Below are 25,996 nucleotides of genomic sequence, written 5' to 3' on the forward strand. Positions count from 1 at the left end.
TGCCAGCAGCGACCTTGCCAAACACATGATCGTCAACTACGTCCAACAACAAGGCGCCACCGCCATTGGCCACTGGGTGGCCACCGGCCAACTGACCGAAGGCAGCCCCCTACACGCCGCCCTCCATGCCCTGCTGGCCTGCGCCGGTGCTGCCGCCAGCCAACAACGCTGCAGCAGTGGCGCCCAAGGCGCCGCCGCCTCCAGCGTCCTCACGGGATTATTTAGCGACCCCCGCCCCGAAGACACCGCCCAAGACCGCGAAGCCAAACGCAACCTCATTACCTCCATCGTCACCGGCATCGCCAGCACCACGCACACGGATGCGGCCACCGCCACCCATGCCGCCATCGCTGCCGTGGATAACAACTGGTTGGCGGCCAAACAATACGTTCAAATGGTAAGCGAGGAGCTTGAGGCCGCTACGGAGAAAGACAAAGGTCGCTTGGAAGAGGAGAAAGTAAGAGCGAAGTGGCGTGAGATCAGTGCCCGCCAAGATAAACTCACTGCTGATGGACTCTTAAAAGGCTTAAAGGAGTCAGGCATCAGCAATATCAACGGGCTGGAGCACTTGATCCTGCATCCGGTGGATGTCTTTCATGAGTTGGAGAAAATCCTTACCCACCCAAAATTACTGGTGCAATTAGGTGAGCGCGCCGTTCAAGAACTGCTTAACAAGGTTTCTCGCATGTCGGAAGCTCTCATTGTTGGAGGCGATCAACATGCCAAGCAGTTTGGCGAAGATCTCGGCTCAGTGATCGCGGATGTAGGCTTTGCATTGGCTGCGGCCGGCACCGTCAAAGCGGGAGAGATCCTCGCCGAAGCAGGCATCAATCTCAGTAAAGATGTCTTGGAGGGGATGGCTACTTCCAAAGCCAATAAGCTGTCCAACGTTGATGACATTGTCAGCGCAGAACAAGAAGCACTGACGCGGATAGGTAATCACCCCAACGGCCCGGATTTAACCCAAAAACCGCCTGGTCAATACATCGCGTTGCAGCAGGGGGCATTTAATAAAGCAATAGCCTTAGTTGATAAAAGTAACTCAAGTAGCGAATTTGTTTTTTCGGGTTTAAAAGCCAAAGTCACACCGCGCGGCTCTGTCGGAGGGAGTAATAAAGCGGGTAATGTGAAGGTGCTTGAATCAGAAGCATTCAGTGATCAGAAAATCAGAGAGTTTGCACAGCAATTGGCGGGGGATGTGCCTTTAAAGGAGACGAGCAGAAAATGAGTTTATAGGGCTGATCTGAGTGATGGGACTATTGTGCATTTGAGGTCGGTTTCGTCTTCATATGAAGATACTAAAGCAAGATGGACGCTTGTTATAGAAAATAATCCCTCTTTGAAGGAAATTGTAAATCGAAAAGTTGAAATTAAATTCAGGTGATGACATGTTAACGCAAGAGCAGATAGATTTTATTTATGAGGATTTAGGTGGGGGGTTTCATCATTTCTGGGATTATGTAAAGGAGGTGCATGAAATTTCTTCTTCGCAAGTGGATCCGGATTCATTTGAGGAAATAAAGAACGAGTTCTTCTTTGTAATGGGGAAATTATTGGATCAGGGAAAACTCAAGCTTGGTAATAGAAAGACCGAGCTTATTATGGAGGGGACTACTGAAGAATTGGTAGATATGTTTAGAAGATCTTTTCCTAGTTATATTTCGCATGAAGATCTTGACACAGGACTTTGGTTTTTTGCAGATTGTCCATTTATAGCGGTATGGGTGCATAAAGGACAAGGAGAAAATGGTGAGGATTATTACGGGTGGTGTTTTTAATGATGCGTGACTAACCTCACTCCCTGTTGCGATGATTTATTTAGATACACGGGTGCGATGTTCCGAAGGCAGCTGCACCCGCGTTTGTGTGACTACCACATAGCATTTTATTCAAACGCAGTTGCATTAAAATAAAATGCGTTTGATAAGCGTCACCCAAATAATAAATTTATTATTTCAAAGAGGGAGTTCGACCCCTTACCGTATGACCCTAAAGTTCCAGGAGGAAGTAATAAAAGTGGGACGACCAAGGTATTTCCATCAGAAGTGTTAACCGATAAAGAAATCAGACAATATGCGGAGACATGGGCACAAGGTGCGCCTTTTAAAGAGACGAGTAAAAAAGGGGTTTATGTGGCTTATGCGAGTGATGGAACCAAGGTGACATTGAGGTCTGTTTCTTCTTCAGATCAAGTAACTAAAGCGAGATGGACGATTGATATAGAAAATAATCCTAAGTTGAGAGAAGTTACAGATCAAAGAGTTGAATTTAAATTTAGGTGATAGGTGATTTTATGTTAACGCAACAGCAGGTAGATCATATTTATGAGATGTTAGGTGGGCCTTTGAGTTTTCTTTGGGGTTATATAGGAGATGCGCATGGAATACATCCTCAGCGACCGGATCCGGTCTCATTTGAAGAAAGAAAGAAAGATTTCTTATTTTTAATAGGGAAATTACTGGATGAGGGACGGCTCAAGCTTGCCAAGAATGGCGAATTTATCCCGGGCACCACCGAGGAACTGGTGGAAATGTTCAGAAAATCATTTCCTGCTTCGGATGAAGAGTTAGAGACAGGAACTTGGTTTTTCTTTGATGAATGTCCCGCCGGAGCGGTATGGGTATTTAAAGGAGAAAGAGAAAATGGTGAGGATTATTACGAATGGACATGAGGTGTGTTGATGCGTTGCATGATGCCTCATTCATTTCATTCCCTGTTGCAGTGATTTATTTAAATCTACAGATGCCGTGCCCCTCATGAGGCGGCATCTGCATCGGTATTACTGCAAATCTATTTAAATCTATTACCACCAATCATCATATTTTATTCAAACGTAGTTGCATTAAATAAACGCCGTTTGATTAGCGATATTCAAATAAAAGTGGAACCTGCCGCTTAAAGTCGGCTTTGACATCGTCGCCGCCCTACAACAACGCATCCAAAACAACACCACCTGGGAACTGGGTGGCACCGGCCACACCATCGTGACCGCCCTGACCCTGGCCGCCGGCCAACAAGTGACCGGCCCGGCCACCCAAATGCTGCAAAACGCCGCAGTCAACTACATCCAAAGCCTGGGCGCCCGCGAAATCAAAGACCTTGCCGACACCCTGGGCAGCGACACCGCCCGCAGCGCCCTGCAAGGCCTCCTGGGTTGTGCCGGTGCCGCCGCCCAAGGCCAGGCTTGTGGTGCTGGCGCGGTAGGTGGTGCCGCCGCCGTTGTCATCAACAGCCTTCTAGACCGCGCCAACGGTGCTGAAGCGGCCAGCCTCAGCGCTGAAGAAAAACAACACCGTACCGACCTAGTCACCAGCCTGGTGGCCGGCATCACCACCGCCGCCGGAGGCGATGCCGCCGTCAGCAGCGCCGCCGCCCGCCTGGAAACCGAAAACAACGCCGCCTTTATCCCAGTGATTCTTGGCGCCGTCTGGCTAGCCGATAAAGGCATCACCGCCTATCAAGCTTGGCAAGACATCAAAGCGATTCGTTCCGGAGAAAAAACCCTAGAACAAGTGGCCCTAGAAAGAGGGCAGGACTACGTCACCTCCATAGTGATTGGCAACCTTGCCAAATACGGCCTTAAAGCGGCAATGATCGGCGGTCGCTGGATTTCTGGCACCGCAAAAGAGATTGCCAATGCAGAAAAAGAAGCGCTTAGGCAAATAAAAAATAACCCCAAAGGCCCTGATTTAACCCAAAAACCGCCTGGTCAAATCATGGCGCTGCAGCGGCAAAAGCGCCTGGATGATGTGAAAAGTGTGATTGGCAGGCGTAGTCAGAAGAATGAATTAGTTGTTGATGGTATAAAATTTGAATACGTACCGTATGACCCCTTAGTCAAAGGGGGCAGTAATAAAGCGGGTAATGTGAGGGTATTTAAATCAGAAGCTTTAACTGATAAGCAGATTATGAATTATGCACAGCAATTGGCGGGAGATGTGCCTTTAAAGAAGATAAAGGAAGGTCTTTTTGCAGCTAAATTGAGTGATGGGACCACGGTGAATTTGAGATCTTTTTCTAAATCACAAGACTTGACTAAAGCAAGATGGACGATTGATATACAAAATAATCCCTCTTTGATGGAGCTTACAAAAACCGACAAAGTTGAACTTAAATTTAGGTGATAGGTGATGACATGTTAACGCAAGAACAGATAGATGATATTTGTGAGAATTTAGGGGGGGCTTTGGATGGACTTTGGAGTTGTATAAGGAGGATCTATGGAGTTGCTCCTCATCAAGAGGATCCGGCCTCATTTGAAGAAAGAAAAAATGATTTCTTATTTTTAATAGGGAAATTACTGGATGAGGGACGTCTCAAGCTTGCCGAAAAGGGTAAATTTTTCACCGGTACCACTGAAGAATTGGTGGAGATGTTTAGAAGCTCTTTTCCTGCTTCAGATGAAGAGATGGATCTTGAAGGTGCAGGGCTTTGGTTTTTTATGGATGAATGTCCCGCCGGAGCAGTCTGGGTATTTAAAGGAGAAGGAGAAAATGGTGAGGATTATTACGAGTGGACATGAGGTGTGTTGATGCGTTGCATGATGCGTTATTCATTTTATTCCCTGTTGCAGTGATTTATTTAAATCCACAGATGCCGTGCCCCTCATGGGGCGGTATCTGTGTCGCTATTCATTACCGCAAATCATCGTATTTTATTCAAGCGCAGTTGCATTAAATAAACTGTACTTGCTAGTCACTTCATCGCGCTGCAGCGGCAAAAGCGCCTGGATGAAGTATCCGCTTTGCTTGATAAAAAGAACCCAAAAAATGAGTTGGTGATTGCAGGGATAGAGGTCAAAGCCACACCGCGTGGTTCCGTAGGGGGAAGTAATAAAAGTGGTACAACCAAGGTATTTGACTCGCGTGCGTTAACCGATGCGCAGATTAAAGACTATGCACAGCAATTAACTGGAGGTGTGCCTTTAAAGCAGACGAGGACACCGGGGGTTTATATGGCTGAACTGAGTGATGGAACCACTGTACGTTTAAGGTCTGTTTCTTCTTCAGATCAACTAACTAAAGCCAGGTGGACGATTGATATAGAAAAGAACCCGACTTTGAGGGGAGTTACAGATCAAAGAGTTGAACTTAAATTTAGGTGATAGGTGATTACATGTTAACGCAACAGCAGATAGATCATATTTATGAGATGTTAGGCGGGCCTTTGTGTTTTCTTTGGGGTTATATAGAAGATGCGCATGGAATTATAGGTACAAAAAAGGATCCGGACTCATTTGAAGAAAGAAAAAATGATTTCCTGTTTTTAGTAGGAAAATTACTGGATGAGGGAGAGCTCAAACTTGCCAAAAAGGGGAAATTTATGACAGGCACCACCGAGGAACAGGTAGAGATGTTTAGAAAATCATTTCCTACTTCAGATGAAGAGATGGAGTTTGGAGTTTGGTTCTTTGCAGACGAGTGTCCCGCTGGAGCAGTATGGGTATTTAAAGGAGAAGGAGAAAATGGTGAAGATTATTACGAATGGACATGAGGTGTGTTGATGCGTTGCATGATGCGTCATTCATTTCATTCCTTGTTGCGATGATTTATTTAAATCCACAGATGCTGTGCCCCTCATGGGGCGGTATCTGTGTTGGTATTTCTGTAAATCTATTTATTACAAAAAAACATCCTCTTTTATTCAAACGCAGTTGTATTAAATAAACACCGTTTGATCAGTGTCAGCAAAATAATCAATTGGTTTTTTTCAGCCTAAAACAGCCATGCGTATGTGACAGATGCAGCAGGTCGAGTAAAAAGTATAGAAGCGAATTTATTACTTAAAGAAATGGATCGTAATACCTACCAAAACTCTGTGTAGGGAAGTGCGGCGAAGTGGGTGATGAAGGAGGGTATTTGATTGCCTCCATTTTGGGTGGGGCCGGTGATAGGATCAATCTCGTACCGCAAGCATCAGCGTTGAACCGAATCGGGTGGAGAAAAATGGAAAAATAGTTTTTTAGAGCGTTGCAGGAGGGAAAGTCTATCAGTGTCAAAATTGATCTGAGTTATCCCACTAGTATCGGTGTGATCCAGAATCAATGTGTGGCTGTCCGATGATGGCAGCACAGGCAATTAGATCACTGTCTATTTAGGTGATTTGTTTTGATGCAAGGGTGCTGTTCTGAATACGTTTGTTGGAATGTTTCCCATTAGAAAGGCGTTAACTTCCAATAGGTCACGGTGTGTATTTTGCTGTTCTAAATAATCAAATTTCAAAAATCTGTGTTTTGAATATAGGGTGATCAATGCAGGGAGTGACATTTTTTGGGAATGGCGGGTTTTCTCGGGGAGGGTGTAGGAGGCTTTCAATCGCTGGGTAACGTCATAGGTTAAGGAAAGTAACTGATGTTGTATGCGTAGGATCAGGGTCTTGGTGTGTTGTGTCAGATGATGGTGAATGTTGTTTTTAGTTTTTTCGATTGTGTTTTGTGTGTGGTAGGTAATATGCGGTGGTGGTGATGTGTTGGTTGTTGCTTGGTGAATCTTGTGGTAGGTGTTATTGAACTCGGTGCAGGGTGATATTTGTTTTGGTTATGGTCTCGAGGTCAATTCAAGTGAGTGTGGATGTGTGTATGAGTGTTTGGAATGAGTGAGTTATGGTTGGTTGTTAAGATGTTTTTTATCTGATGATGTGTCATGGTGCGGTTGCTTTATGTGTTGGTGTGAGTGGTTTTGGTGAGATGAGATAGTATTTGCGTTTTTTATGGGGTTGGTGTTGTTTCGTGCTTTGGTATTGTTCGGTGCGCTGTTGCATCGTCGATTATTATTTTTTTTTTTTGAGTATTGGTGGCGTGTCGTTTCGAGTGCCTGTAAGGTTATTTCACCATTTTGGACTGTTTGATGATTACTTTAATTTTGATTGCTATGAATGCGGTGGTGTCCTGGTTGGCTTTCAATAATAGTCGTTTGCTTGATCGGTTGGTTTTTTGGCCTCCGGCGATTGATCGTGATCACCAATATGATCGGTTGATTACGTATGGTTTTGTACATGCCGATATTTCGCATTTATTGTTCAATATGGTGACGTTATATTTTTTTGGCAGCATGATTGAAGCCGTCATGGGCGAACTTACTGGGAGTCTATTGACTTATCCTTTGTTTTATTTAGGGGCGTTGTTGGTATCGATTTTGCCTAGTTATATTAAGAACCAGAAAAATCCAAAGTATCTGAGTCTTGGTGCTTCAGGCGCTGTGTCGGCTGTGTTGTTCGCCGCGGTATTGTTGCAGCCTTGGGCCTTAATTGTTGTGCTGTTTATTCCTGCGCCTGCGATTTTTTATGCTGTTTTTTATGTTGGGTATAGTATTTGGATGGGGCGTCGCGGTGATGATGGAATTAATCATAGTGCACATCTTTCCGGTGCTGCTTTTGGTGTGGTGTTTATGTTGTGTATGGAGCCGCAGTTGTTGCAGGTATTTTTGATGCAATTAACCATGCCACGTTTTGGTTGAGTTGACGTGCTGGGTGTTTTGATCCGGGGATGTGTAATGAGGTAGCCGCATGTTTGCGGGCAAGGACGGTGTGCTTTGGATGGCTGGATCGGCATATGTATATGCCAATCCAGTATTGATGGATCATAGGCCAACGATTTCTGGACGGCCTAACCCGAGATGGGTAATGCGTCGTATCAGTTCCAATGCGGTGTCATGGTTTGGTGCGTTAATTCGCAGCCGCCAGAAGGTCCGCCCGCTGTTGACGATCGCGCTGAGGTTGGCGCCGACAATGCCTGCTGAGGTCAGTTGGGTCAGTGCACGGCTGGCGTTTTCGTGGCTTGTGAAGCTGGCAACTTGCACTAGGATGCTATCAAGGGTGGTGGTTGCTGTGACTTTGGAGGTATGTGCGGAGTCTGTAAGTGTAAGAGTGTCTTTGGTTGTTTCACTAGGTGGTGTGGTTTCGGAGGCATTTGTGGTTGTAATGGTAGGAGATTTAGGTTGCCGCGTTGCGATGGTTGTTGGAGATCCTATCGGAGTAAGAGCAGCAATCAGGGGGGCATTGGTTGGTAGTGGTTGCAGGTGATTGATTGGGTTATCAGGTTTAGCGGCGGCGGCGATGTTGGTGGTTGGTGGTTGTGTTGTTGCCATTGGGGCCATGGTCGTGGCCACCGGATTTGCTGTTGTCGGTGCGATGCGTTTGTCATGCCGGGCCAGGAGCATTGGGTTGTCGTCTTCGCTGAGTACGCGCACTTCGACGTTGGCGAGTCCGTTTTCAGTAAAGCCTAATTTCACTGCCGCAGCGTAGCTGAGATCAATCAATCGGTCGTCGTGAAATGGGCCGCGATCATTGACTCTGACCACGACGGATTTGCCATTGTCCAAATTAGTAATCAAGGCGAAGCTTGGGAGTGGTAGTGTCTTGTGTGCGGCGGTGAATGCGTACATGTCATAGACTTCGCGGTTGGAGGTCAGTCGGCCATGGAATTTTGTTCCGTAATAAGAGGCAACGCCGCGCTTGATATAGCCTTTGGCTTCGTCAAGGACCCGGTAGGATTTGCCTAATACCACGTAGGGGGATTGGTTGCCGATAGCCGAGCGTGGTTCGATGGCCACAAGGGGCTCAGGGATACAGGAGACATCGGGGAGTTTGTCTGGGATGCTATCTTTGATGCCAGGTTTATACAGGCCATTTTTGGTGTAGCCGTCGCGGGTACCCGGTAGCTCTTGAGCTGGTGCGTATGGGGAGGTCGGTGGGCAAATGTTGGCGGTCTGTGTTGGTTTGCCGCCGGTGATTTTGGAGGTGGCTGGGGATGGGTATGTGCCACTTTTGTGTGGTGTGGTGCTACACGCCATCAGGTCAAATACAAGTGCTATGAAGTACCAGCGCGTGTTCATGTTTTGGGGAGTGTGCGGCCGGCAATGGATTCGGACAGTTGGAACACGGCCATGGCGTACATTTTGGAGGGGTTGTAGCGGGTAATCGCGTAGTAGTTCTGGAAGCAAAGCCAGTATTCTTTACTGGTGGTGTTGTCCAGACTGATCGGGGTGGCGGTGATACCGGCTGTGACGGGCACATAGGTATGGTAGCCACGTGCGGCTAATTCGGTCAGGGTGTAACGCGGGATCCAGTCGGGTGGGTCGAATTCTTGGTAACCCGAAGCGAGGGTGGCTGGTACTGCGACCAGAGCGCCACGTACCCAGCCTCCTTTTCGGAGGAAGTAGTTGGCGATCGAAGCGAATACGTCATCTTCGTTGGTGAATAGGTTGCGTTTGCCGTCCCCATCGCCGTCTACTGCATATTGACGATAGCTGGAGGGCATGAACTGTCCCATGCCCATTGCTCCGGCGTAGCTGCCAGTCAATGTGGTGATATCCAGGTTTTCTTCTTTACTGAGTGCGAATAGTTGGGCGAGTTCATCGCGAAAAAATAATTCACGTTGTACTTCGCGTTTGAGTTTGTTTGGGTCGCCGCTGCGCGGGTATTTAAAGGCGAGTGTGTATAGCGCGTCCAGTACGCGGTATTTCCCGGGGCTAGTACCATAGCTGCTTTCGACACCAATAATTGCGACGATGAGTTCTGCTGGTACGCCTGTAGCAGCTTCGACTTTTTTGAGTTGTATCTTGTGAGAGGCTAAGAACTGACGTCCACCGTCAATTCTTGCCTGAGCGATGAACATTGATCGGTATTCGTTCCACGGTTTGACTTGCTCGGCTGGGCGCGACATGGCCGCTACTATTGCGTCTTTAAATTGAGCTTGTGCTAGGGTTTTTTCGATCCATATCGGGTCCAAGTTGTACTTGGTTGCAGTATCACGTATGAAATTGTTACGCGCGATTTCTAATGGGACAGGCGACAGATTTAGTGGTGTTTCTTCCACTTTTGAGGGATCTATCTTTTTCGTTGGTTCTTTTGTCGTTGTACTGACTAGCCGCTTGGATGAGGGTTGCGATGCACAGGCAACGAGGCCGAGAGTCAGTATCGAGGTTGCTATGCGCTTAATCATACTTATTAACAATAAGGGAAGATAAATAAAAAATAAGTTAATAAAGGTGTGTGTTTCGTTTTTTGTCAAGTTGGATGAGTTCTATTGTTGGTTTCCGATAGTTTTGTCAATTGGGTCGAAGGCGTGAAAGCGGATATTTCGTGTTTTTTGTCTCGTTTCCGTCTAAAGGTCTCATGTTGCTTTTAGGTGTAATACAGAGGAATTTTTTAGTGTTCGTAGTTCACGTTTTTGTAGGGGATGTGTTTTATCTGTCGGGTAAATTGAAGAGGTTTGATGGTGATGTGGGTTTTATTTGGTGAATCTCTGGGCTATGCAGTTTTTTAGTGTGCTTTAAATCAAGTCTTTGTAGGCTTGTAGGCGTTAGATTTTGCGCTTTTTCTGCTGTTAGATGCTTGGCGATACGCACATCTTTTAGGGATGTGGCAACGTCTGCGGTTACTTCTTTTGCGGTGCCGAGTTGGGCTGGGTAGGGAATCAGCAGTACGACTCGCCCAGAGGCTTTTGTTTTGACTTGCGCTCACTTCAGCCACGGTGATCGGGACTGTAACGGTGTTTCCTAAAGATCTCCCTGCCATCACTATGGTTGGTACGTTGTTAGCGTCCGCCACGCAGAATCTTATGTTTCATCAAGACGTCTTCGCCACTGCTTTCGTGCCGCTGCCCGGTGTTGGCCACGAAAAGGCTATACAGCAACGGTGAAAGGCATCAGTGTCAGTGTGATGAGTTTTGGCGACGGCAAGGTGGATAGTAGAACGTGCGCGCGTTGATGTCTTGTTTGGGGCACTGGTTGCGGTGCGGCTTGAAGTTTTTCCGATAACGTTTTTGAAGGTCTGCTGTTTCCTGGTGGAGCAAGCCGCTGGAAACGCTATTGAGGTTGTTCATGAGGTTGGAGGACGGGCGTTGCGCGCGGGGCATTCGCTTTAAGGAGTTGCCGCCCTGGTATTGCGACGTGGCTGGGTAGCGTCGCCTGGCTGATTTGGAGTGAAATCCGCATTTTTTCGTTGTCCCCACCCTCAGCGGGCTGAGTGACTTGGTTGTTTTGGTTTGGCTGTGCTGGGGCAGGGTGCCATATCATGGATGTAGGGGCTAAGATAGGCGCCCGTTTTGTCTTGTTGTGTTTATGCAATCTAAATCTAACGTTGTTGCTGGACTGATTCTGATTTTGGTTGGTTTGCTGTTTTTAGCGAATAACTTGGGTTGGACTCAGCTTAGTCTTGGGCGGTTGATTGCCACGTGGTGGCCGGCTGCGTTGGTAGCGATAGGGATCGGCATGTTATTCAACAAGGGTAGGTGATCGAACGGTGTTGTATCGTTGGTGTGGGGGCAGGGGGGATTGAAGGATCCGTCTGGCCGCCTATTTTTCTATGGGGCTTCCCAGTCGGCGTTTTCGGTTGATGTCAGTTGGTTGCCGACGCTCCATAGGCGTTCCAGCGCATAGAACTCACGCACGCGTGGGAGCATGACATGTACGATCACGTTGCTAAGATCGATCAATACCCACTCAGCTTCGCGCTTGCCTTCAACGCCCAACGGTACGATGTTCAGGCGCTTGGCAAATTTGACGACTTCGTCGGCGATCGATTTTACGTGGCGTGTGGAAGTTCCTGAGGCGATCACTAAGTAGTCTGCGACGCTGGATTTTCCACGTACATCAATCTTCACGATGTCTTTGGCTTTGAGTGTTTCAACGGCTTCGTGGACGGTTGATAGCAGTATCGGTAGCGAGGGTGGTGGGTTGGGGATTGTGGTTTTGATGAGATGCGCTTGATTGGTCAACGTGGTAACTCGAGTGAACGTTGGGGGAGGCATTATAGATAAGCTTGTGGTTAATTGATGTCATGGATGCCGTATAGGCCGTGTGTGCGTATGTACTGTGCGACTTCAGGTGTGAGGTCGGCTTCCCAGTGGGCGGCGGCGCTGATAGCAGCGCGTACTTTGCTTGCTGAGCTTGGGTTTGGGTGTTGGTTCAATAGCCAGAGATGGCCGTGTGGTGTCTTGCGTAGTGTGGCTGGATCTTGGACCCAGCGATGATTGAAGACGGTAGCCATCTTGGGTGGCAGTTGTGTTTGCAGTGTGATGCCTGGGCGGTTGGCGATGACCAGGTGTGTGAGTTCCGGTAGCATTTGCCAATCTTTCCAGTTGCTCAGGTTGACGAAGGCGTCAGCACCCAGTAACCAGATAATTGATGTTTTGGGGCCGAGTTCGCTGCGCACTTCGGTCAGGGTGTCGACGGTGTACGATGATCGGTTTTGTCGCGCGGCGCGTTGTAGTTCGCGTGGGTCTGCGGACAATCCAGGTTCCTTGGAGACTGCCAGTTGCAGCATGCGTAAGCGATCCATGCTTGAGGAGCCGGGTGTGGGGCGATGTGGGGGATCGGCGGAGGGGATCAGGGCGATAGGGGCTTGCAGTGCTGCATGCGCTGCGCGTGCGATGGCTAAGTGGCCGACATGCACAGGATCAAAGGTGCCGCCATAAAATACGTGCAGGCTGGGCATAGCATCGCTCGGTGTCCAGGAAGGGGGCGTTATGCTAGCAGACGTGTTGCATCTGCTTCTGCTACTGCCACCATGAGACGTTCGAGTGACAGCCAGGCATTGCCGTCGTTGCGTCCTTTGGTGATGCGGTCTATGCGCCCGACTTCGGCAACGAAGTGTTCCCATTTGTACGGTGAGGTATGACGTTGTAATGCGCGCTTGAAGGGTGCTTGACGTGTTTCCCAGATTCCCTGGGCTTTCATTTCGGCAGCTAGATTGCCGTTGTCATGTTTGACCCATGACAGGGTCGTGGTACGGATGAGTTCTTTGATCAGAATGGGCAGCAGTGCTGCCACTGCTTCACCTTCGGCCCGCAGTTTGCCGAGCATGCGTATCGTTGCGGTGGGTTGGCCGGAGAGCATCGCTTCGGTAAGTCGGAATACGTCGTAACGCGCTGTGTCGGCAACGAATGATTCCATGGTCTCCAGGTCGAGGAGAGGGCCTTGATTCAATAACGCCAATTTGTCAATTTCTTGGGCGGCGGCCAGTAGGTTGCCTTCTAGGCGTGTGCTTAATCGGTGTATTACATCCGTGTTGGCACGTAAGCCTTTGCTATGTAGGCGCCGTGTAATCCAGTCGGGTAGTTCGTGAGGCTTGATGCTCCAGGCGATTGCGATTTTACCGATGCGAGCGATGGCATCGGTCCACTTGCCATGGTGTGCTTTGCTCCATTCGTTGCATGTGATCAGCAAGATAACATCTGATGAGGGGGTGGCGCAGAACCTTGTGATGACTTCACTGCCTTCTTTACCAGGTTTACCTCCCGGGAGGCGTATTTCGATTAAGCGACGTGAGCTGAAGAGGCTGGGGGCGTTGAAGCTGGAGGCAAGTTGTTGCCAGTCGAAGTCACGGCTTTCGACGTCGAATATTTCGCGTTCGGTGATGCCGTCGGCACGAGCACGCGTACGTATCGCATCGGCAGCTTCTACTAAGCGTAGGGTTTCGGGGCCGGCGATGAGGTAGGCAGGCTCTAAGGGTTGATTGGCAGGCAGGTTGGCGAGTTGCTCTGGGCGAAGTTCCATGATGCCTTGATCAGGCGCCGGAGGTTGCAGGTGAGGGTGGTTTTGCTTGTTCTAATAGTTCTCTCTTTTCAAGACGTGAACGGATGACGCTATCGATACGACGCAGGATTGAGGCGGACATATCGCGGCGCAGTTCGTTAGCCAAAATCTCGCGTTCGGTGGTGGTTCCTGTTGCATCAACTGGGGGGGAGAGGTAGTCGCGCGATAGTTCGATGACTTGTTGTGGCACGACCACTTCTCCATTGCCATCAATCATAGTGAAAATTGCCGCGTAGCGTAGGCTGTATTCTTGTGCGCGTCCCTGGATGTCGATTGCAGTGGGTAAATCTCCCCAGCTTTCGGAGAGGATCTTCAGCTGTGCGATGCCGGTGGCCGTTGGGTCGTCAACGATGACGACGCCTGAGGCATGGAGGCCACGCCGCACGAATTTCTCTAGTTCGCTGTATTTGATACTGGACTGGATCAATAACGCGGGCACATTAGGTGGAAGGTTTAGGTTCGTGTTGGGGGATTGGGGAAGGTTGCCAGGCAGGTTTAGTTTGTTACGCAGATGAAAGTCGCAGCCAGTGAGCCCAGCGATCAGAGCGAGGGCAGCGAAAGGAGTAAGTAATTTGATCATTTTCAGAGACTCTCTTGGAGGAGATGCCGATATGGGACAGAGTGTTAGTGTCATGCGGTGGGTGTGAACAGTACTTAAGATGCGATCGGTTCAGCGGGCAACGATGTTCACTATTTTTCCTGGGACAATGATGATCTTGAGTACTGTGAGTCCTTCCAGAAATCTGGCGGTGTTCGGTTCGGTCAGTGCGTTGTTTTCGATATGCTCGCGTGGTGCGTCGGTGGCAACTTCAATCGTGCCGCGCAGTTTGCCGTTGATTTGGACTGCTAGGATCGCTGTTTCGCGTACCAGTGCAGTGGTGTCAACTTTAGGGAATGGTAGATCTTCTAGCAGTGTTTCGGGGTGGCCCAGTGTTTGCCACAGTGCGTGGCTGGTGTGTGGGGTGATCGGATTGAGTAGTAGCACCATTGTTTCAAGTGCTTCTTGACGTACAGCATGGCTCTGCGTGGTGGTGTCATCAAATCGGGCTAATGTGTTGGAGAGTTCCATGACTGCAGCAATGGCGGTATTGAAGCTGCGGCGGCGGCCGTAGTCGTCTTCAACGCGTGCGATGGTGTTATGGGTTTTGCATCGTATTGCCTTTTGAGCAGTGTCCAGTGCGGTGATATCTAGTGCGGTGGCTGGACCATGGGAGGCGTGGTGGTGTACCTGGGTCCACAGTCGCCGTAGGAAGCGTGCCATGCCTTCTACTCCGGTTTCGTTCCATTCCAACGATTGCTCTGGCGGTGCAGCGAACATTGAGAATAGGCGCACGGTGTCTGCGCCGTATTTGGTCACCATGATTTGCGGATCTACGCCGTTGTTTTTAGATTTCGACATTTTCTCGGTGGCGCCGATCAGTACTGGTTGGCCATCGCTGATGAGCGTTGCGCCGGTGATGCGGCCGCGTTCGTCACATTCCACATTGACATCGGCTGGATTGATCCAATCTTTGGAACCATCCGGATTTTTTCGGTAGAAGGTCTCGGCGATGACCATGCCCTGTGTCAGTAGGTTGATTGCTGGTTCGTCGCTGTCGACGAGCCGTGCGTCACGCATGAGCTTGTGGTAGAAGCGGAAATACATCAGGTGGAGGATGGCGTGTTCGATGCCGCCAATGTATTGGTCCACCGGTAGCCAGTAGTTGGCCCGTTTGTCGAGCATTTCGCGTGCGTTTGGCGAGGTATAGCGTGCGTAATACCAGCTCGATTCCATGAAGGTGTCGAAGGTGTCTGTTTCGCGCTCGGCAGGGCCTCCGCATTCTGGGCAGGTCGTTTTGCGCCATTCCGGATCTGTTTTGATCGGTGAGCCAGTGCCGCTGAATGCGACATTTTCTGGGAGGATGACAGGCAATTGGTTTTCCGGTACAGGGACTGCACCGCATGTGGGGCAGTAAATCACTGGGATCGGGCAACCCCAATAGCGTTGGCGGCTCACGCCCCAATCACGCAGGCGGTAGTTCACGCGGCGCTGGCCGCGTCCTTGGCGTTCGAAGCGTTCGGCGAGCACTTCAAATGCGCCTTGGTAGTCTAGTCCGTCAAATTCGGCTGAGTTGATGAGTTCAAATTCGCGGGTTTTATCGGCGTACCAGTCACGCCAGACATCTGGTTCCCATGTGGATTCGTCTTGGTTTTTAGGTTCTTTGAGTGCGATCACTTGACGGATGGGTAAGCCGTATTTATTCGCAAATTCTTGATCACGCTGGTCGTGGCCAGGGACAGCCATCACCGCGCCGGTACCGTAAGCCATGAGTACGAAGTTGGCGACCCACACGGGTAATTGTTCGTTGGTAATCGGATGGATCGCTTTTAAGCCGGTGTCCATGCCGCGTTTTTCTTGGGTTTTTAGTTCGGCTTCGGAGAGGCCACCTTGTTTCATCTGGGTCAGCAGCCCGGCTAACCCAGGGTTAGATTTAGCTGCATGTAGGGCAAGTGGGTGTTCTGGAGCGATCGAGACGAAGGTCACCCCAAACAGTGTGTCCGGACGTGTCGTGAATACGCGGAGTGCTTCTAATGCATTGTTATCGACATCGCGTACTTCAAATCGGATCTCCAGTCCCTCGGATCGTCCGATCCAGTTGCGTTGCATGGTTTTGACGGGTTCCGGCCAGTCATCCAGTGTGTTCAGGCCATCTAGTAATTCTTGAGCGTAGTCGGTAATGCGTAGGAACCATTGTGGAATTTCACGTTTTTCCACTGGTGCTCCGGAACGCCAGCCACGCCCATCAATGACCTGTTCATTGGCTAATACGGTTTGATCCACAGGGTCCCAATTCACCAGTGCATTGCGGCGGTAGGCCAGACCCTTACGCATCAACCGGGTAAACATGTGTTGTTCGTGTACGTAATAGTCGGGTTGGCAGGTGGCAAATTCGCGTGACCAGTTGATCGCATAGCCCAGAGATTTGAGTTGGGTGCGCATGCGTTCAATGTTTTTATAGGTCCATTGCGCTGGAGCCACTTTGTTTTTGATGGCCGCGTTTTCGGCTGGTAGACCGAACGCATCCCAACCCATCGGCTGTAGTACGTTGTGGCCGGTCATGCGTTTGTAGCGGCTGATCACGTCCCCGATGGTGTAGTTGCGGACATGGCCCATGTGTAATGCGCCGGATGGATAGGGGAGCATCGACAGACAGTAGTATTTGGGCTTGTTGGAGTGTTCGTTGACTTCAAAGGCGTGTGTGGAGTCCCAATAGTGCTGTGCGGTGGATTCGATCCGTTGCGGATCGTAGGTGTTGGCTTCTGTGGGCATGAGAGGGGATGCGTGGAACAGCACAAGGCATAACAGCGTACCGCAGCTTGGCGGATGGCTCCATATTCGATGGGTGGGGGCACGTGCTCAGGTGGGGGAGTGTGTGTTGTTTTTGGATACTGATCGTGTTGTTGAGTTAGGACCTTCAGGGTGATGAGGTGGGCCAGCGCCAGCCTGCCAGCATTAACCAGAGCAGCCAAGCGGCAAAACCGATGTGTTGCGCCAAGCCAGGATGCAAGCGTTCGGCAGGTCCGAATGAGCTCGCTGCGACGATCAAGCCAGCAATGCATGTGGCCCATGTCAGCATCACCACGCCTGGTCTGGATAACAGTGCGAAGGTTAGCAGTGCTGTGGCTGTACAAAAGGCGATCCCCCACAGGAGCCATACAGTGGCGTGGTATTGGGTGGTACGTCCCTCTAGTTCGCCTATGTCCAGTGGGAGGATTCCCATCGCAGCAAAAGCCAGTCCTGAGAGCATCACCAGTTGTATGCCGATGCGCAACGCCCAACTGGCATGTTGCATTGGGCGTGTCATCAGGTAGGTTGCCAGGACTGCTGCGAGTAAACCGGGGAGGAGAAATCCGAATAGGTTGAATGCATTCGCGTTGGGGATGCCTGGTGCGCCGAGTAGGGCGACTGGATGTAGCAGGTGTTGGTACCCTGGCAGTGCGAGTGCGAAGCCGGTGACCGATGCGGTGAAGAGGGCTGCTGCTATCGTGCCTGTGCTCCGCCAGATTGTTTCAAGATGCATGGTTTTTCCTCTGGTGTCTGCGCTGTATTAGCAGCGCGCCGAAATTGGATTGTCGTGTGTGTCCGTCATCAGGTGAACCTCTGACCTTGTATCGGTCTGATGTGTCACCATTAATTCATCATCATCAATTGATAGAAGAGTCTTTGGTTATGTCCGATAAATCCCATGTATTTGATGTGACTGATGCGGATTTTGAGACCGCAGTGTTGAAGAGGTCTTTAGAGACTCCTGTATTGGTCGATTTTTGGGCGCCTTGGTGTGCTCCGTGCCGCTCGCTGATTCCGATTTTGGAGAAGTTGGTCGCCGAATATCGTGGTGGGTTTGAGCTGGCGAAGATCAATGTGGATCAGGAGCAGCAAGTGGCTGCGGCGTTGCAGGTCCGCTCGGTTCCAATGGTGTATCTGGTCAAGGATGGGCAATTGGTCGATGGTTTTCCAGGTGCCAAGCCTGAAACTCAGGTGCGTGAGTTTTTGACGAAACATGGGATTCTTCCCGCTCGGTCCGCTGCGTTCAGAGAGGACACGCCCGCCATTCCATTGGATCCAGAGGCTGAGGTTGAACGGTTGCGTCAGGCACTGGTTGCTGAGCCAGAGAATAATGATCTGAAGCTTGATCTTGCGTTGGCGTTGCTGAAGACGAATGGCGCTGATGAGGCGGCGGGTCTCATTGATGCGTTGCCTGCGAAACTGGCTACAGATGATCGGATGTTACGGGCTAAGGCGTGGCTCCGTTTTATTGAGGTATTGAATGGTGCGCCTAGTCTGGATGTGCTCCAGGGGGCGTGTGCGGCGGACGCATCGGATTTTGATCAACGTCACTTGCTTGGGGTGCATTTATTGCTTGATGGGCAGTGTGAGGCGGCGTTGGAGCATTTTTTGGAGATGCTGCGCCAGAATCGCGACTTCAAGGATGGGTTGCCACGTAAAGCGTTGATTGATGCGTTTTATTTGATCGAAGACAAAGAGTTGGTGGGGCGTTATCGCCGCAAGATGTCAGCATTGTTGTTTTGATCGTTATTGATGATGCATCTCTCAGTGCGGCAGGCGGTACTTGGTGTCCGCGCTGTAAGGGTTGCTTTTTCTTTTTTATGTGAGGGTGAGAATTAATCTGGTGTCATTGTTTGGTATGTATCGGTTTCAGAGTGGGAGTCGTTGGGCTTTTGGGTTGGCGGTTGCTCGTTTTTTGAGGGCAAAAAGTTGGCGTCACTGTTGTCTTTGATGTGACTGAACGCGGTATATGCCAGTGTTGGGGAACGCGATGTGGTCTCGAATGCAAGTGGTTTTGGGCTGAGGTTCGTATGACTGATTGGGTCATGAGTCACTGTTGCGCTAGATGGGCCGATAGACGAAGTGAGATGAATACAGGGTCGTTACTGATGTGCTTGTTTTGAGATGTGGAGAGGCGATGCAGATGCTGCATGCGTTTCCAGTAGCACAGATGTGCGGTGCTTTGCTGATGGTTATGGCATTGCAGAACTCGTATGAGATGTATTGATGTTTTTAGTGGCGGTGATCTGATGCTTGTCGTTTGCCTTGCGCTGTTTGTAGTGGTGCAAGGGAAAAACATGCGGATGGATTCATCCCGGATCCCGTAGGCTGGGTTCGGGATGGCTCCATACACCGTTATCACGGTGCCGCTTGATGATCTGAAGAGAGGGCAAGACTAAAACGCAATCCATGTATTGAAGCAGCCTTTGAGGCTGTAGGTTGCCCGGTATGTACGGATCCTTGTTGCGTGTAATCAGGGCAGAGTGTCTTTGTAGCGTTGTACTGCATTGGTTAGGATCTGTTTGGCGGTGGTCGCGTTGCCCCAACCATCAATCTCGACCCATTTTCCTTCCTCTAAATCTTTGTAATGTTCGAAGAAGTGGCCGATACGTTCCAGCCAGTGCGCGGAGACTTGATTGATGTCTTCGATATGTGAGTAGCCGGAGAAAATTTTGCTTACGGGCACTGCCAGCAATTTTTCATCATTTCCGGCTTCGTCTTTCATTTGCAGCACACCGACAGGACGGCAGCGGACGACAGACCCGGGGACCAGTGGTAGTGGCAGTACGACCATCACATCGACTGGGTCACCGTCGCCGCATAGTGTGTTGGGTACGTAGCCGTAGTTGCAGGGGTAGCGCATGGGGGTGGAGAGAATGCGGTCAACGAAAATTGCACCGCTGGCTTTGTCTACTTCGTATTTAACTGGCTCGGAGTCTTTGGGGATCTCGATGATGACGTTGATTTCTTCCGGTAGGTTGTTGCCGGCGTTGACCAGTTCCAGGCCCATGCGTGTTCGCTCCGAGACAGTGTGTAGGTAAGTAGGAGGGGCGATTTTACGCCTTTGATTGTTGCAGCAGAATGGGGTTACTGCGAATGTCGGCAGCGTGTGAACGTTTTGTACGATGTTTGCGCTGTGAACTTTCATTAGGCGGGTTGGATTGCATGCTTGCTGGAAGGTAGCGCTGCATTATTCTTGGGCCTTGGGGTTGAGGGTGTAGGTCCCGTATAGGGTGGCTTCGGTCAATACGTGGCCCTGTATCGTGCGCAGGAGTGTGGGGCCGTCAAAGCGTTTGTGAAGGGGCAAGTGTTCCAGGTCAAGTGCGAACAGACGGAAGAGGTAGCGGTGTATGCGCAGGTCGTTGAACGGTGGGTACGGGCCGTCATAGCCATAATAATCACCGGCCATTTCAGGGGTGTTGGCAAAGAATTTCGTGTAGTCGTTCAAGCCCTGGTGTGTGCCTGCTGGCCCAGGTGGCATGGTCTTGCCGCCTACCACAAAGCCATCGCTGCAACTGCCGTGGGCAATCATACGTAGGTCGGTAGAGATGTCAGTCATGACCCAATGCACGAAGTCAATACGTGGTTGTGTCACTGGGATTTCCATATCGGTACGACCGATAGTTTCTGGAATGCTCGGTACGTCTGGATCTATACACAGCAGTGCGAAGGAACGGGTGTTTTCTGGAACGTTGTCCCATGCTAGGTGCGGGTTACGGTTGGGGGCAAAGCCGTCAGTTTGGCCAGCAGCGCATTCAACCGGGATGGGTTGGCCATTTTTGAAGTCGTTACTGATTAAATGCATGTGATGTTTCCGTGGTCAGTCTCAGCAGGTCCGTGTAGGGCCCTCTGGGAAGCAATATGAGAAGACATCTTAACGCTTGCGGTGTGCTCTTCAGTCAAAGGGATAACCCAGGCGCATGGCGGCTAAGAGAACAGCATCGAATGCGCTGCTGAGTACTTCACGGTAGTCGCGCCAGCGGCCAGCGGGCAGGCGTGGTGCTTCCAATGATGGGGGTATCGGAAACGGGTCGCCGAAGATGTTTTCCAGGGTGGTGGCCAATGCCTGTGGATTGTCTTCAATGCCATCCAGGCGGATGAGGTGGTGTGGATACAGGTCAAGTTCGTGCAGGGTGGCGATTTGATTCAGGATGTCTCCTAGCCAGTTTGCAGCGTGTTGTAGGGAGTCTAGTGCCAGTGGTATCGGTGAGCCGTAGGCGATCCAATCTAGCAGCATGTCGCGTGGGTCCCGTAGCACAATGATGAGTCGGCCTTCGGGTAAGTGGGGACGCAGTGCTGTGAGTAGGCTGTTGTCCCACCAGAGTAACCAATCGATCACGTTGCCGTCTTCGATGCCGCGTGCGGGGAGCTGTTGCCGCCATGCATCAATCAAGGCCTGTGGCGCTAATGTGCCGGATGTTAGTTCCGAGACTGTTTCGTAGCGTTGTAGTGGATCTGCCGGTGGTGTCTCGCTATAGCGGTCAGCACACAGCAGGCTGCTGGCCCAGGCCATCATCATGGTGACGCGTTCGACGTGGCTGCCTGGAGGCCCCCATATCAGCAGTGGGCGTGCCAATGTCTCGGCTGGGATCGCTGCTAAATCGGGCCATTGTTTGGAGTTAGTCCAGGTTTGTGGTCGGAGTGGGAGCCGGTATTTGGCTTGCTCGGCTTGGAATTGCAGCCAGGTTGCTAGGGCTGCTTCGAACTGGCCAGCACGATCTTGGACGAGGCCGAGCCAGGGCCGGAGTATGGTGCGTTCATGTTCGGGGACGCTTTCAATGAGTTGTTGTAAACAGGCTACTGCGGCTGGTGGGTCGCGTTGTAGTAGTGCTTCCACAATGCGCTGTTCACCGCTGAGCCGACCTGGTTCGATTGCCACGATTTGCCGTGCCACGGTTTCGGCGGCTTCAGGATTATTTTGTATGTCGTGTAGGCTCATCAGTGTTTCTAGTGCCGGAAGATGTTCTGGCATGGCCGATAGCCAACGTTCGATGACAATGCGTGCCTCGTCGCTCCCGACGGGGGCCACGGACAGTCGGGCCAGCCATAGATCATGGTTACGCTTTTTGATGTCTAAGGCTGCGTCCAGGGTGACGCGGGCGTCATCGTCCATATCTAATTGTTTCCAGGCAGTTAGGAGTGCTTCCAGGGTGCGTGGATCTTCTGGCCAGGTTGCCAGTACTTGACGTAGGTGGGGCAATGCTCGATCTGGGTTTCCGGCCATGAGCTCAAATTCACCGGTGAGTCGGTGTAGGGCTGGTGTGTCGCCCTCAGGTAAAGATAAGGCTTCTTCAAGGATACGGAGGGCGTCATCAAGTCTGCCTTGGCGTTGTGCAAGTTGGGCGATCAGTGCGCGGACTGGGATGACGTGAGGGTTCAGTTCGATAACGCGTTGGAAGGCGCGTTCGGCGAATGCAATATGTCCTTTCTGGAGATAGGCGAAGCCAAGGGAGAATAAGACGGCTGGTTCCTCAGGAAGCAGTTCGACGGCTTGCGAGAGCATGGCCAGTGCCTGGTCCACTTGTCCGCGATGCAGTGTGATTGTGGCGTTCACGGCCAGTAGTTGCGGATGATCCGAAATGATGCGTGCGGCGGTGCGGCTGAGTTGCTCGGCTTCGTCCAGTGCGCCGCGTGCGATTGCCAAGTGTGCTTGCATGACATAAGTATTGAATTGGTTTGGATCTAAGCGGGTACTGCGGGAGAGTGCTGCGTCGGCGCCAGATAGGTCGTGTTGTGCAAGTAATAGGAGTCCGTGTTGTAGATGCAGTTCTGGTAGTTCTGGTGCGAGCGCCAGTGCGGCTTCGCTGGCAGTAAGTGCTGCTTTGTGTTCACCATATTGTTGCAGGGCAGCCGCGAGCCAGCGTTGAGCTTGTGCCTCACCAGGTGCAGAGGCGCACCATGCGCGGGCTAGGCTCAATGCTTCGGCATGTGCCTGACGATGAAGGGCATCAATGATCTGGTCTTGCATGGGGAACTCGGGGGAAGTTGTCAATGTAGAGAAATAAATTGAGTCAGTTCGGTACTATGCTGCTGACAAATTGTCGCGATGTCGTGTGCGTGATGTCGCTTGGTTATCCAACACTAATAAAACGCTTCATTAGCAGTAATGAGGTGTCTTTGATTGAATATTAATTAATGTGATGGTTGGCTAATTATGGTGGCTGATGATGACAGTAAATGTGCTGTGACAATGTGGGCTGTCCAATAGCGCCTTTGAGTGGTTTGCTATTGCGCTGTGAGATGGTTGATGAGGGGGGATGTGCTCACTAGCTGTCGTTCGTGAGGGAGTCGGTTAGCATTATCGATCATGTGTTCATGATGTATTGAGTGTGAGTTGCCCGCTAATGCGTACATTCGAATGATCGTTATGTTGAATCAACATTTGAGGCAATTATTTTTTGATTAATATATTGGTGTTGTATCGCTATAAAAAATATTATTAATGTTGTGTTTTCTTAGATGTTTATTTTGGTTTTAATGATTTATATCCAAGTTGTTTTTTTATTTGGGGTGTGCAGCGTGATATATGACATCACAAACGTCATGATGCTGTTTGTCTTTCTAGAAGCGAATTTGTGTGGATCGCCATTATGTTGTTGGTGAGTGCTGCCGGTGTAAGGTTGCTGCTGTTTGAAAAAACTTCAGGCTATCCTCAGATGGGGCGTATCCGTGCAAGAGTGATGAGCAGGACAAAAAGGGGCGTATTTTCGCAAGTTCGCGTTTTTCTTGGAAACAATGCTTAGTGTATGTGGATGTAATATTAATGTGACTGAGAATGTTTCCGGGTCGGGTTGCCCCGGGGTGCGTTCATTTGAGTCGTGCACGTGCGAAGGCTTGTGCGAGTGCGTTTTCGGTTGGTGTGGCTTTGAGTTTTTTTGCAACGGGGTTGGGTCTGCCGCGTTCATTCCCAGTTCTATTCGCTGCTGGGGTTTCTGGTGGTGTTTCTTCATGGAGGCGGCAGGTCAGTGCGATACGTTTGCGCGGTACATCAATCTCCAAAACTTTGACTTTGACAATGTCGCCCGCTTTGACAATGTCACGTGGGTCTTTGACGAAGCGGTCCGCTAGGGCTGATATGTGAATTAATCCGTCTTGGTGTACTCCAATATCGACGAAGGCACCAAATGCGGCGACGTTGCTAACGACTCCTTCAAGGATCATGCCTGGTTTGAGGTCTTTGATGTTTTCTACGCCTTCTGTAAATCGCACAGCTTTGAATTCTGGACGTGGGTCGCGGCCTGGTTTTTCTAGTTCTTTGATGATGTCGCGGATGGTTGGTATTCCGAAGTTCGTGTCAGTGAATTGTTCTGGTTTGAGCATGCGTAAGGTGTGGCTATCGCCAATCAATGCTTTGATTGGTTTGCCTGTGGTTTGCACAATGCGTTCGACGACTGGGTAGGCTTCTGGATGTACTGCAGATGCGTCCAGAGGTTGGTTGCCGTCAGCAATACGAAGGAATCCGGCGCATTGTTCAAAGGTCTTTGCGCCGAGTCTGGGTACTTTCAGCAGGTCTTGGCGTTGTTTGAATGATCCGTGTTCGTCGCGATAGCGAGTGATGTTTTCGGCGACGCTCGCAGATAGGCCGGATACGCGCGATAGCAATGCTGCGGATGCTGTGTTGACATAGACTCCAACGGCATTGACGCAGTCTTCTACACGTGCATCCAGGGCTTTGGCGAGGTGAAATTGGTCGACGTCGTGTTGGTATTGCCCAACTCCGATTGCTTTGGGGTCGATTTTAACTAGTTCAGCTAGCGGATCTTGGAGGCGGCGTGCAATTGAGACGGCGCCGCGTAAGGAGACATCCAGGTTGGGGAATTCTTTAGCGGCGGATTCGGAGGCAGAATAGACGGAGGCTCCTGATTCGCTGACAACGATTTTTTGCAGTTTCAATGCAGGATGCGCTTTGATCAGGTCGCTTACTAGTTTGTCGGTCTCGCGGCTTGCGGTGCCATTGCCAATGGCAATCAGTGTGACGTGATGTTGGGTGCAGAGTGTCTTTAGGGTGTGTAGTGATTTGTCCCACTCGCGCCGCGGCTCGTGCGGGTAGATTGTTTCTGTTGCGATCAGTTTGCCGGTGGTGTCGACGATAGCGATTTTGCAGCCGGTGCGGATGCCTGGATCAATCCCCAGAACGATGCGTGGTCCAGCCGGTGCGGCTAGCAGGAGATCTTTGAGGTTATTGCTGAATACAGTGATTGCTTCTGCTTCGGCTTTTTCTCGTGCTTGGTTGAAGAGGTCCAACATCAAATGCATATGAAGTTTGGCACGCCAGGTGAGGCGGCAGGCGGTCATTAACCATGTATCCGCTGGGCGCCCTTGGTCAGCGACACATGCGGCTTGCATGACCATGCTTTCACAGTATTGATGGCCAGCGTCAGCATCATTACCGGGATCTAGGTCTAAATGCAGTATTTCTTCAGAGCGCGCGCGGAACAATGCGAGCAGGCGGTGTGAGGGAATTTTGGAGAGCACTTCGGTATGGTTGAAGTAGTCTCTGTATTTGGCTCCAGTGTCTTCTTTGTTGTCGATGAGGCGTGCATGAATCACTCCATTGTTGGTGAGCCATTGACGTAGTTCACCGATCAGAGCGGCATCTTCTCCCCAGCGCTCTATCAGGATCGCACGTGCGCCTTCAAGTGCGGTTTTGATGTCGGTGATCCCTTTCTCAGGGTCGACAAAGTTGGCGGCAACGGTCTCTGGAATCAGTGTGGGGTCAGTCAGTAGGCTATCGGCTAATGGTTCTAAGCCTGCTTCGCGTGCGATCTGTGCGCGGGTGCGGCGCTTGGGTTTGTATGGGAGATAGAGGTCCTCCAAACGCGATTTGGTGTCGGCAGCGAGGATCTCGGCGTGTATGAGGTCGTTCAGTTTGCCTTGTTCGGTGATGCTGGCGAGGATGGCTGAGCGGCGTTCTTCCAGTTCGCGTAGGTAGGTTAATCGGGTTTCGAGGGTGCGTAATTGGGTGTCATCCAGGCCGCCGGTGGCTTCTTTACGGTAGCGTGCGATGAAGGGGACACTTGCGCCTTCATCAAGCAAGGCGATGGCTGCGCGTGCTTGGGTGGGCTGTGAGGAGATCTCAGTGGCAATGATCTGAGCAATATGCTGGGTGAGGAGGCTGTTTTGCATGGATCCG

Annotated in this window: 25 protein-coding genes; 13 read left to right on the forward strand and 12 right to left on the reverse strand. The window is 50.6% G+C overall.

Annotated features, from left to right (window positions below):
• Window positions 1–25: 25 nt before the first annotated feature.
• The 10 genes from F7G16_RS05930 (at window position 26) to F7G16_RS05980 (ending at window position 7,454) form a co-directional block, all read left to right on the forward strand.
• The gene (locus tag F7G16_RS05930) at window positions 26–1,228 is read left to right on the forward strand and encodes a hemagglutinin (protein WP_243857813.1); all 1,203 of its coding nucleotides are present in this window, start codon (window positions 26–28) and stop codon (window positions 1,226–1,228) included.
• A 160-nt stretch (window positions 1,229–1,388) separates the two neighbouring features.
• Window positions 1,389–1,778, forward strand: coding sequence for a DUF596 domain-containing protein (locus tag F7G16_RS05935; protein ID WP_004088338.1), 390 nt, complete (start codon window positions 1,389–1,391; stop codon window positions 1,776–1,778).
• A 267-nt stretch (window positions 1,779–2,045) separates the two neighbouring features.
• Window positions 2,046–2,282, forward strand: coding sequence for a hypothetical protein (locus F7G16_RS05940; RefSeq protein WP_011098018.1), 237 nt, complete (start codon window positions 2,046–2,048; stop codon window positions 2,280–2,282).
• Window positions 2,283–2,293: 11 nt separating this feature from the next.
• Complete coding sequence (locus F7G16_RS05945) at window positions 2,294–2,671, forward strand: DUF596 domain-containing protein (protein ID WP_004088339.1); 378 nt, start codon at window positions 2,294–2,296, stop codon at window positions 2,669–2,671.
• 313 nt (window positions 2,672–2,984) lie between these two features.
• Window positions 2,985–4,124, forward strand: coding sequence for a DUF769 domain-containing protein (locus tag F7G16_RS05950; RefSeq protein ID WP_011098016.1), 1,140 nt, complete (start codon window positions 2,985–2,987; stop codon window positions 4,122–4,124).
• Window positions 4,125–4,135: 11 nt separating this feature from the next.
• On the forward strand, window positions 4,136–4,522 hold the full coding sequence (locus F7G16_RS05955) for a DUF596 domain-containing protein (protein ID WP_004090788.1): 387 nt from the start codon (window positions 4,136–4,138) through the stop codon (window positions 4,520–4,522).
• 222 nt (window positions 4,523–4,744) lie between these two features.
• Window positions 4,745–5,104, forward strand: a complete 360-nt coding sequence (locus F7G16_RS05960; protein WP_004090789.1) for a DUF769 domain-containing protein — start codon at window positions 4,745–4,747, stop codon at window positions 5,102–5,104.
• A gap of 11 nt (window positions 5,105–5,115) precedes the next feature.
• Window positions 5,116–5,493 (forward strand): DUF596 domain-containing protein, encoded by a 378-nt coding sequence (locus F7G16_RS05965; RefSeq protein ID WP_004090790.1) that lies wholly within the window; start codon window positions 5,116–5,118, stop codon window positions 5,491–5,493.
• 344 nt (window positions 5,494–5,837) lie between these two features.
• Complete coding sequence (locus F7G16_RS12745) at window positions 5,838–5,957, forward strand: DNA/RNA non-specific endonuclease (RefSeq protein ID WP_072866367.1); 120 nt, start codon at window positions 5,838–5,840, stop codon at window positions 5,955–5,957.
• A gap of 888 nt (window positions 5,958–6,845) precedes the next feature.
• Window positions 6,846–7,454 carry a rhomboid family intramembrane serine protease gene (locus F7G16_RS05980; RefSeq protein ID WP_004088572.1) on the forward strand — a complete coding sequence of 203 codons (609 nt, stop codon included), beginning with the start codon at window positions 6,846–6,848 and terminating at the stop codon, window positions 7,452–7,454.
• A gap of 123 nt (window positions 7,455–7,577) precedes the next feature.
• Here F7G16_RS05980 and F7G16_RS05985 read toward each other — a convergent pair whose 3' ends face one another.
• Window positions 7,578–8,831, reverse strand: coding sequence for a septal ring lytic transglycosylase RlpA family protein (locus F7G16_RS05985; protein ID WP_011098011.1), 1,254 nt, complete (start codon window positions 8,829–8,831; stop codon window positions 7,578–7,580).
• Entirely contained in the window at window positions 8,828–9,940 is a 1,113-nt protein-coding gene (gene mltB, locus F7G16_RS05990) for a lytic murein transglycosylase B (protein WP_004088575.1), read from the reverse strand. Before mltB ends, F7G16_RS05985 begins: the two co-directional genes overlap by 4 nt.
• 549 nt (window positions 9,941–10,489) lie before the next feature.
• Here mltB and F7G16_RS05995 point away from each other — a divergent pair.
• Together F7G16_RS05995 and F7G16_RS06000 are read left to right on the forward strand one after the other, a co-directional pair.
• Window positions 10,490–10,639 carry a hypothetical protein gene (locus F7G16_RS05995; protein ID WP_014607332.1) on the forward strand — a complete coding sequence of 50 codons (150 nt, stop codon included), beginning with the start codon at window positions 10,490–10,492 and terminating at the stop codon, window positions 10,637–10,639.
• 421 nt (window positions 10,640–11,060) lie between these two features.
• The gene (locus F7G16_RS06000) at window positions 11,061–11,234 is read left to right on the forward strand and encodes a LiaI-LiaF-like domain-containing protein (RefSeq protein WP_004086144.1); all 174 of its coding nucleotides are present in this window, start codon (window positions 11,061–11,063) and stop codon (window positions 11,232–11,234) included.
• 68 nt (window positions 11,235–11,302) lie between these two features.
• On the opposite strand, the gene rsfS is transcribed toward F7G16_RS06000, so the two are convergent.
• The 6 genes from rsfS to F7G16_RS06030 form a co-directional block, all read right to left on the reverse strand.
• On the reverse strand, window positions 11,303–11,716 hold the full coding sequence (rsfS, locus tag F7G16_RS06005; protein WP_014607331.1) for a ribosome silencing factor: 414 nt from the start codon (window positions 11,714–11,716) through the stop codon (window positions 11,303–11,305).
• Window positions 11,717–11,766: 50 nt separating this feature from the next.
• Window positions 11,767–12,435, reverse strand: coding sequence for a nicotinate-nucleotide adenylyltransferase (gene nadD, locus F7G16_RS06010; RefSeq protein WP_004088581.1), 669 nt, complete (start codon window positions 12,433–12,435; stop codon window positions 11,767–11,769).
• A 29-nt stretch (window positions 12,436–12,464) separates the two neighbouring features.
• On the reverse strand, window positions 12,465–13,496 hold the full coding sequence (gene holA, locus F7G16_RS06015) for a DNA polymerase III subunit delta (protein ID WP_004088583.1): 1,032 nt from the start codon (window positions 13,494–13,496) through the stop codon (window positions 12,465–12,467).
• 10 nt (window positions 13,497–13,506) lie between these two features.
• A complete protein-coding gene (locus F7G16_RS06020; RefSeq protein WP_004088585.1) occupies window positions 13,507–14,115 on the reverse strand; it encodes an LPS-assembly lipoprotein LptE in 609 nt (202 codons plus the stop codon).
• A gap of 90 nt (window positions 14,116–14,205) precedes the next feature.
• Window positions 14,206–16,845: a leucine--tRNA ligase gene (leuS, locus tag F7G16_RS06025; RefSeq protein ID WP_004088586.1), complete on the reverse strand. Its 2,640-nt coding sequence runs from the start codon at window positions 16,843–16,845 to the stop codon at window positions 14,206–14,208.
• Between the two features lie 145 nt (window positions 16,846–16,990).
• The gene (locus F7G16_RS06030) at window positions 16,991–17,596 is read right to left on the reverse strand and encodes a DUF998 domain-containing protein (protein ID WP_004088593.1); all 606 of its coding nucleotides are present in this window, start codon (window positions 17,594–17,596) and stop codon (window positions 16,991–16,993) included.
• A 149-nt stretch (window positions 17,597–17,745) separates the two neighbouring features.
• Here F7G16_RS06030 and F7G16_RS06035 point away from each other — a divergent pair, with 149 nt between their 5' ends.
• Window positions 17,746–18,606: a thioredoxin family protein gene (locus F7G16_RS06035; RefSeq protein WP_004088595.1), complete on the forward strand. Its 861-nt coding sequence runs from the start codon at window positions 17,746–17,748 to the stop codon at window positions 18,604–18,606.
• A 730-nt stretch (window positions 18,607–19,336) separates the two neighbouring features.
• On the opposite strand, the gene ppa is transcribed toward F7G16_RS06035, so the two are convergent.
• From ppa to F7G16_RS06055, 4 genes are all read right to left on the reverse strand, one after another.
• The gene (ppa, locus tag F7G16_RS06040) at window positions 19,337–19,873 is read right to left on the reverse strand and encodes an inorganic diphosphatase (protein ID WP_038233107.1); all 537 of its coding nucleotides are present in this window, start codon (window positions 19,871–19,873) and stop codon (window positions 19,337–19,339) included.
• A gap of 180 nt (window positions 19,874–20,053) precedes the next feature.
• The gene (locus F7G16_RS06045) at window positions 20,054–20,668 is read right to left on the reverse strand and encodes a YbhB/YbcL family Raf kinase inhibitor-like protein (RefSeq protein WP_038233105.1); all 615 of its coding nucleotides are present in this window, start codon (window positions 20,666–20,668) and stop codon (window positions 20,054–20,056) included.
• Between the two features lie 90 nt (window positions 20,669–20,758).
• Window positions 20,759–22,831 (reverse strand): tetratricopeptide repeat protein, encoded by a 2,073-nt coding sequence (locus F7G16_RS06050; RefSeq protein WP_038233103.1) that lies wholly within the window; start codon window positions 22,829–22,831, stop codon window positions 20,759–20,761.
• A gap of 839 nt (window positions 22,832–23,670) precedes the next feature.
• Window positions 23,671–25,989: a Tex family protein gene (locus F7G16_RS06055; protein WP_004088608.1), complete on the reverse strand. Its 2,319-nt coding sequence runs from the start codon at window positions 25,987–25,989 to the stop codon at window positions 23,671–23,673.
• Between the last annotated feature and the right edge of the window lie 7 nt (window positions 25,990–25,996).

It is taken from the genome of Xylella fastidiosa (assembly GCF_011801475.1).
In the GTDB taxonomy this organism is placed as follows: Bacteria; Pseudomonadota; Gammaproteobacteria; order Xanthomonadales; family Xanthomonadaceae; genus Xylella; species Xylella fastidiosa.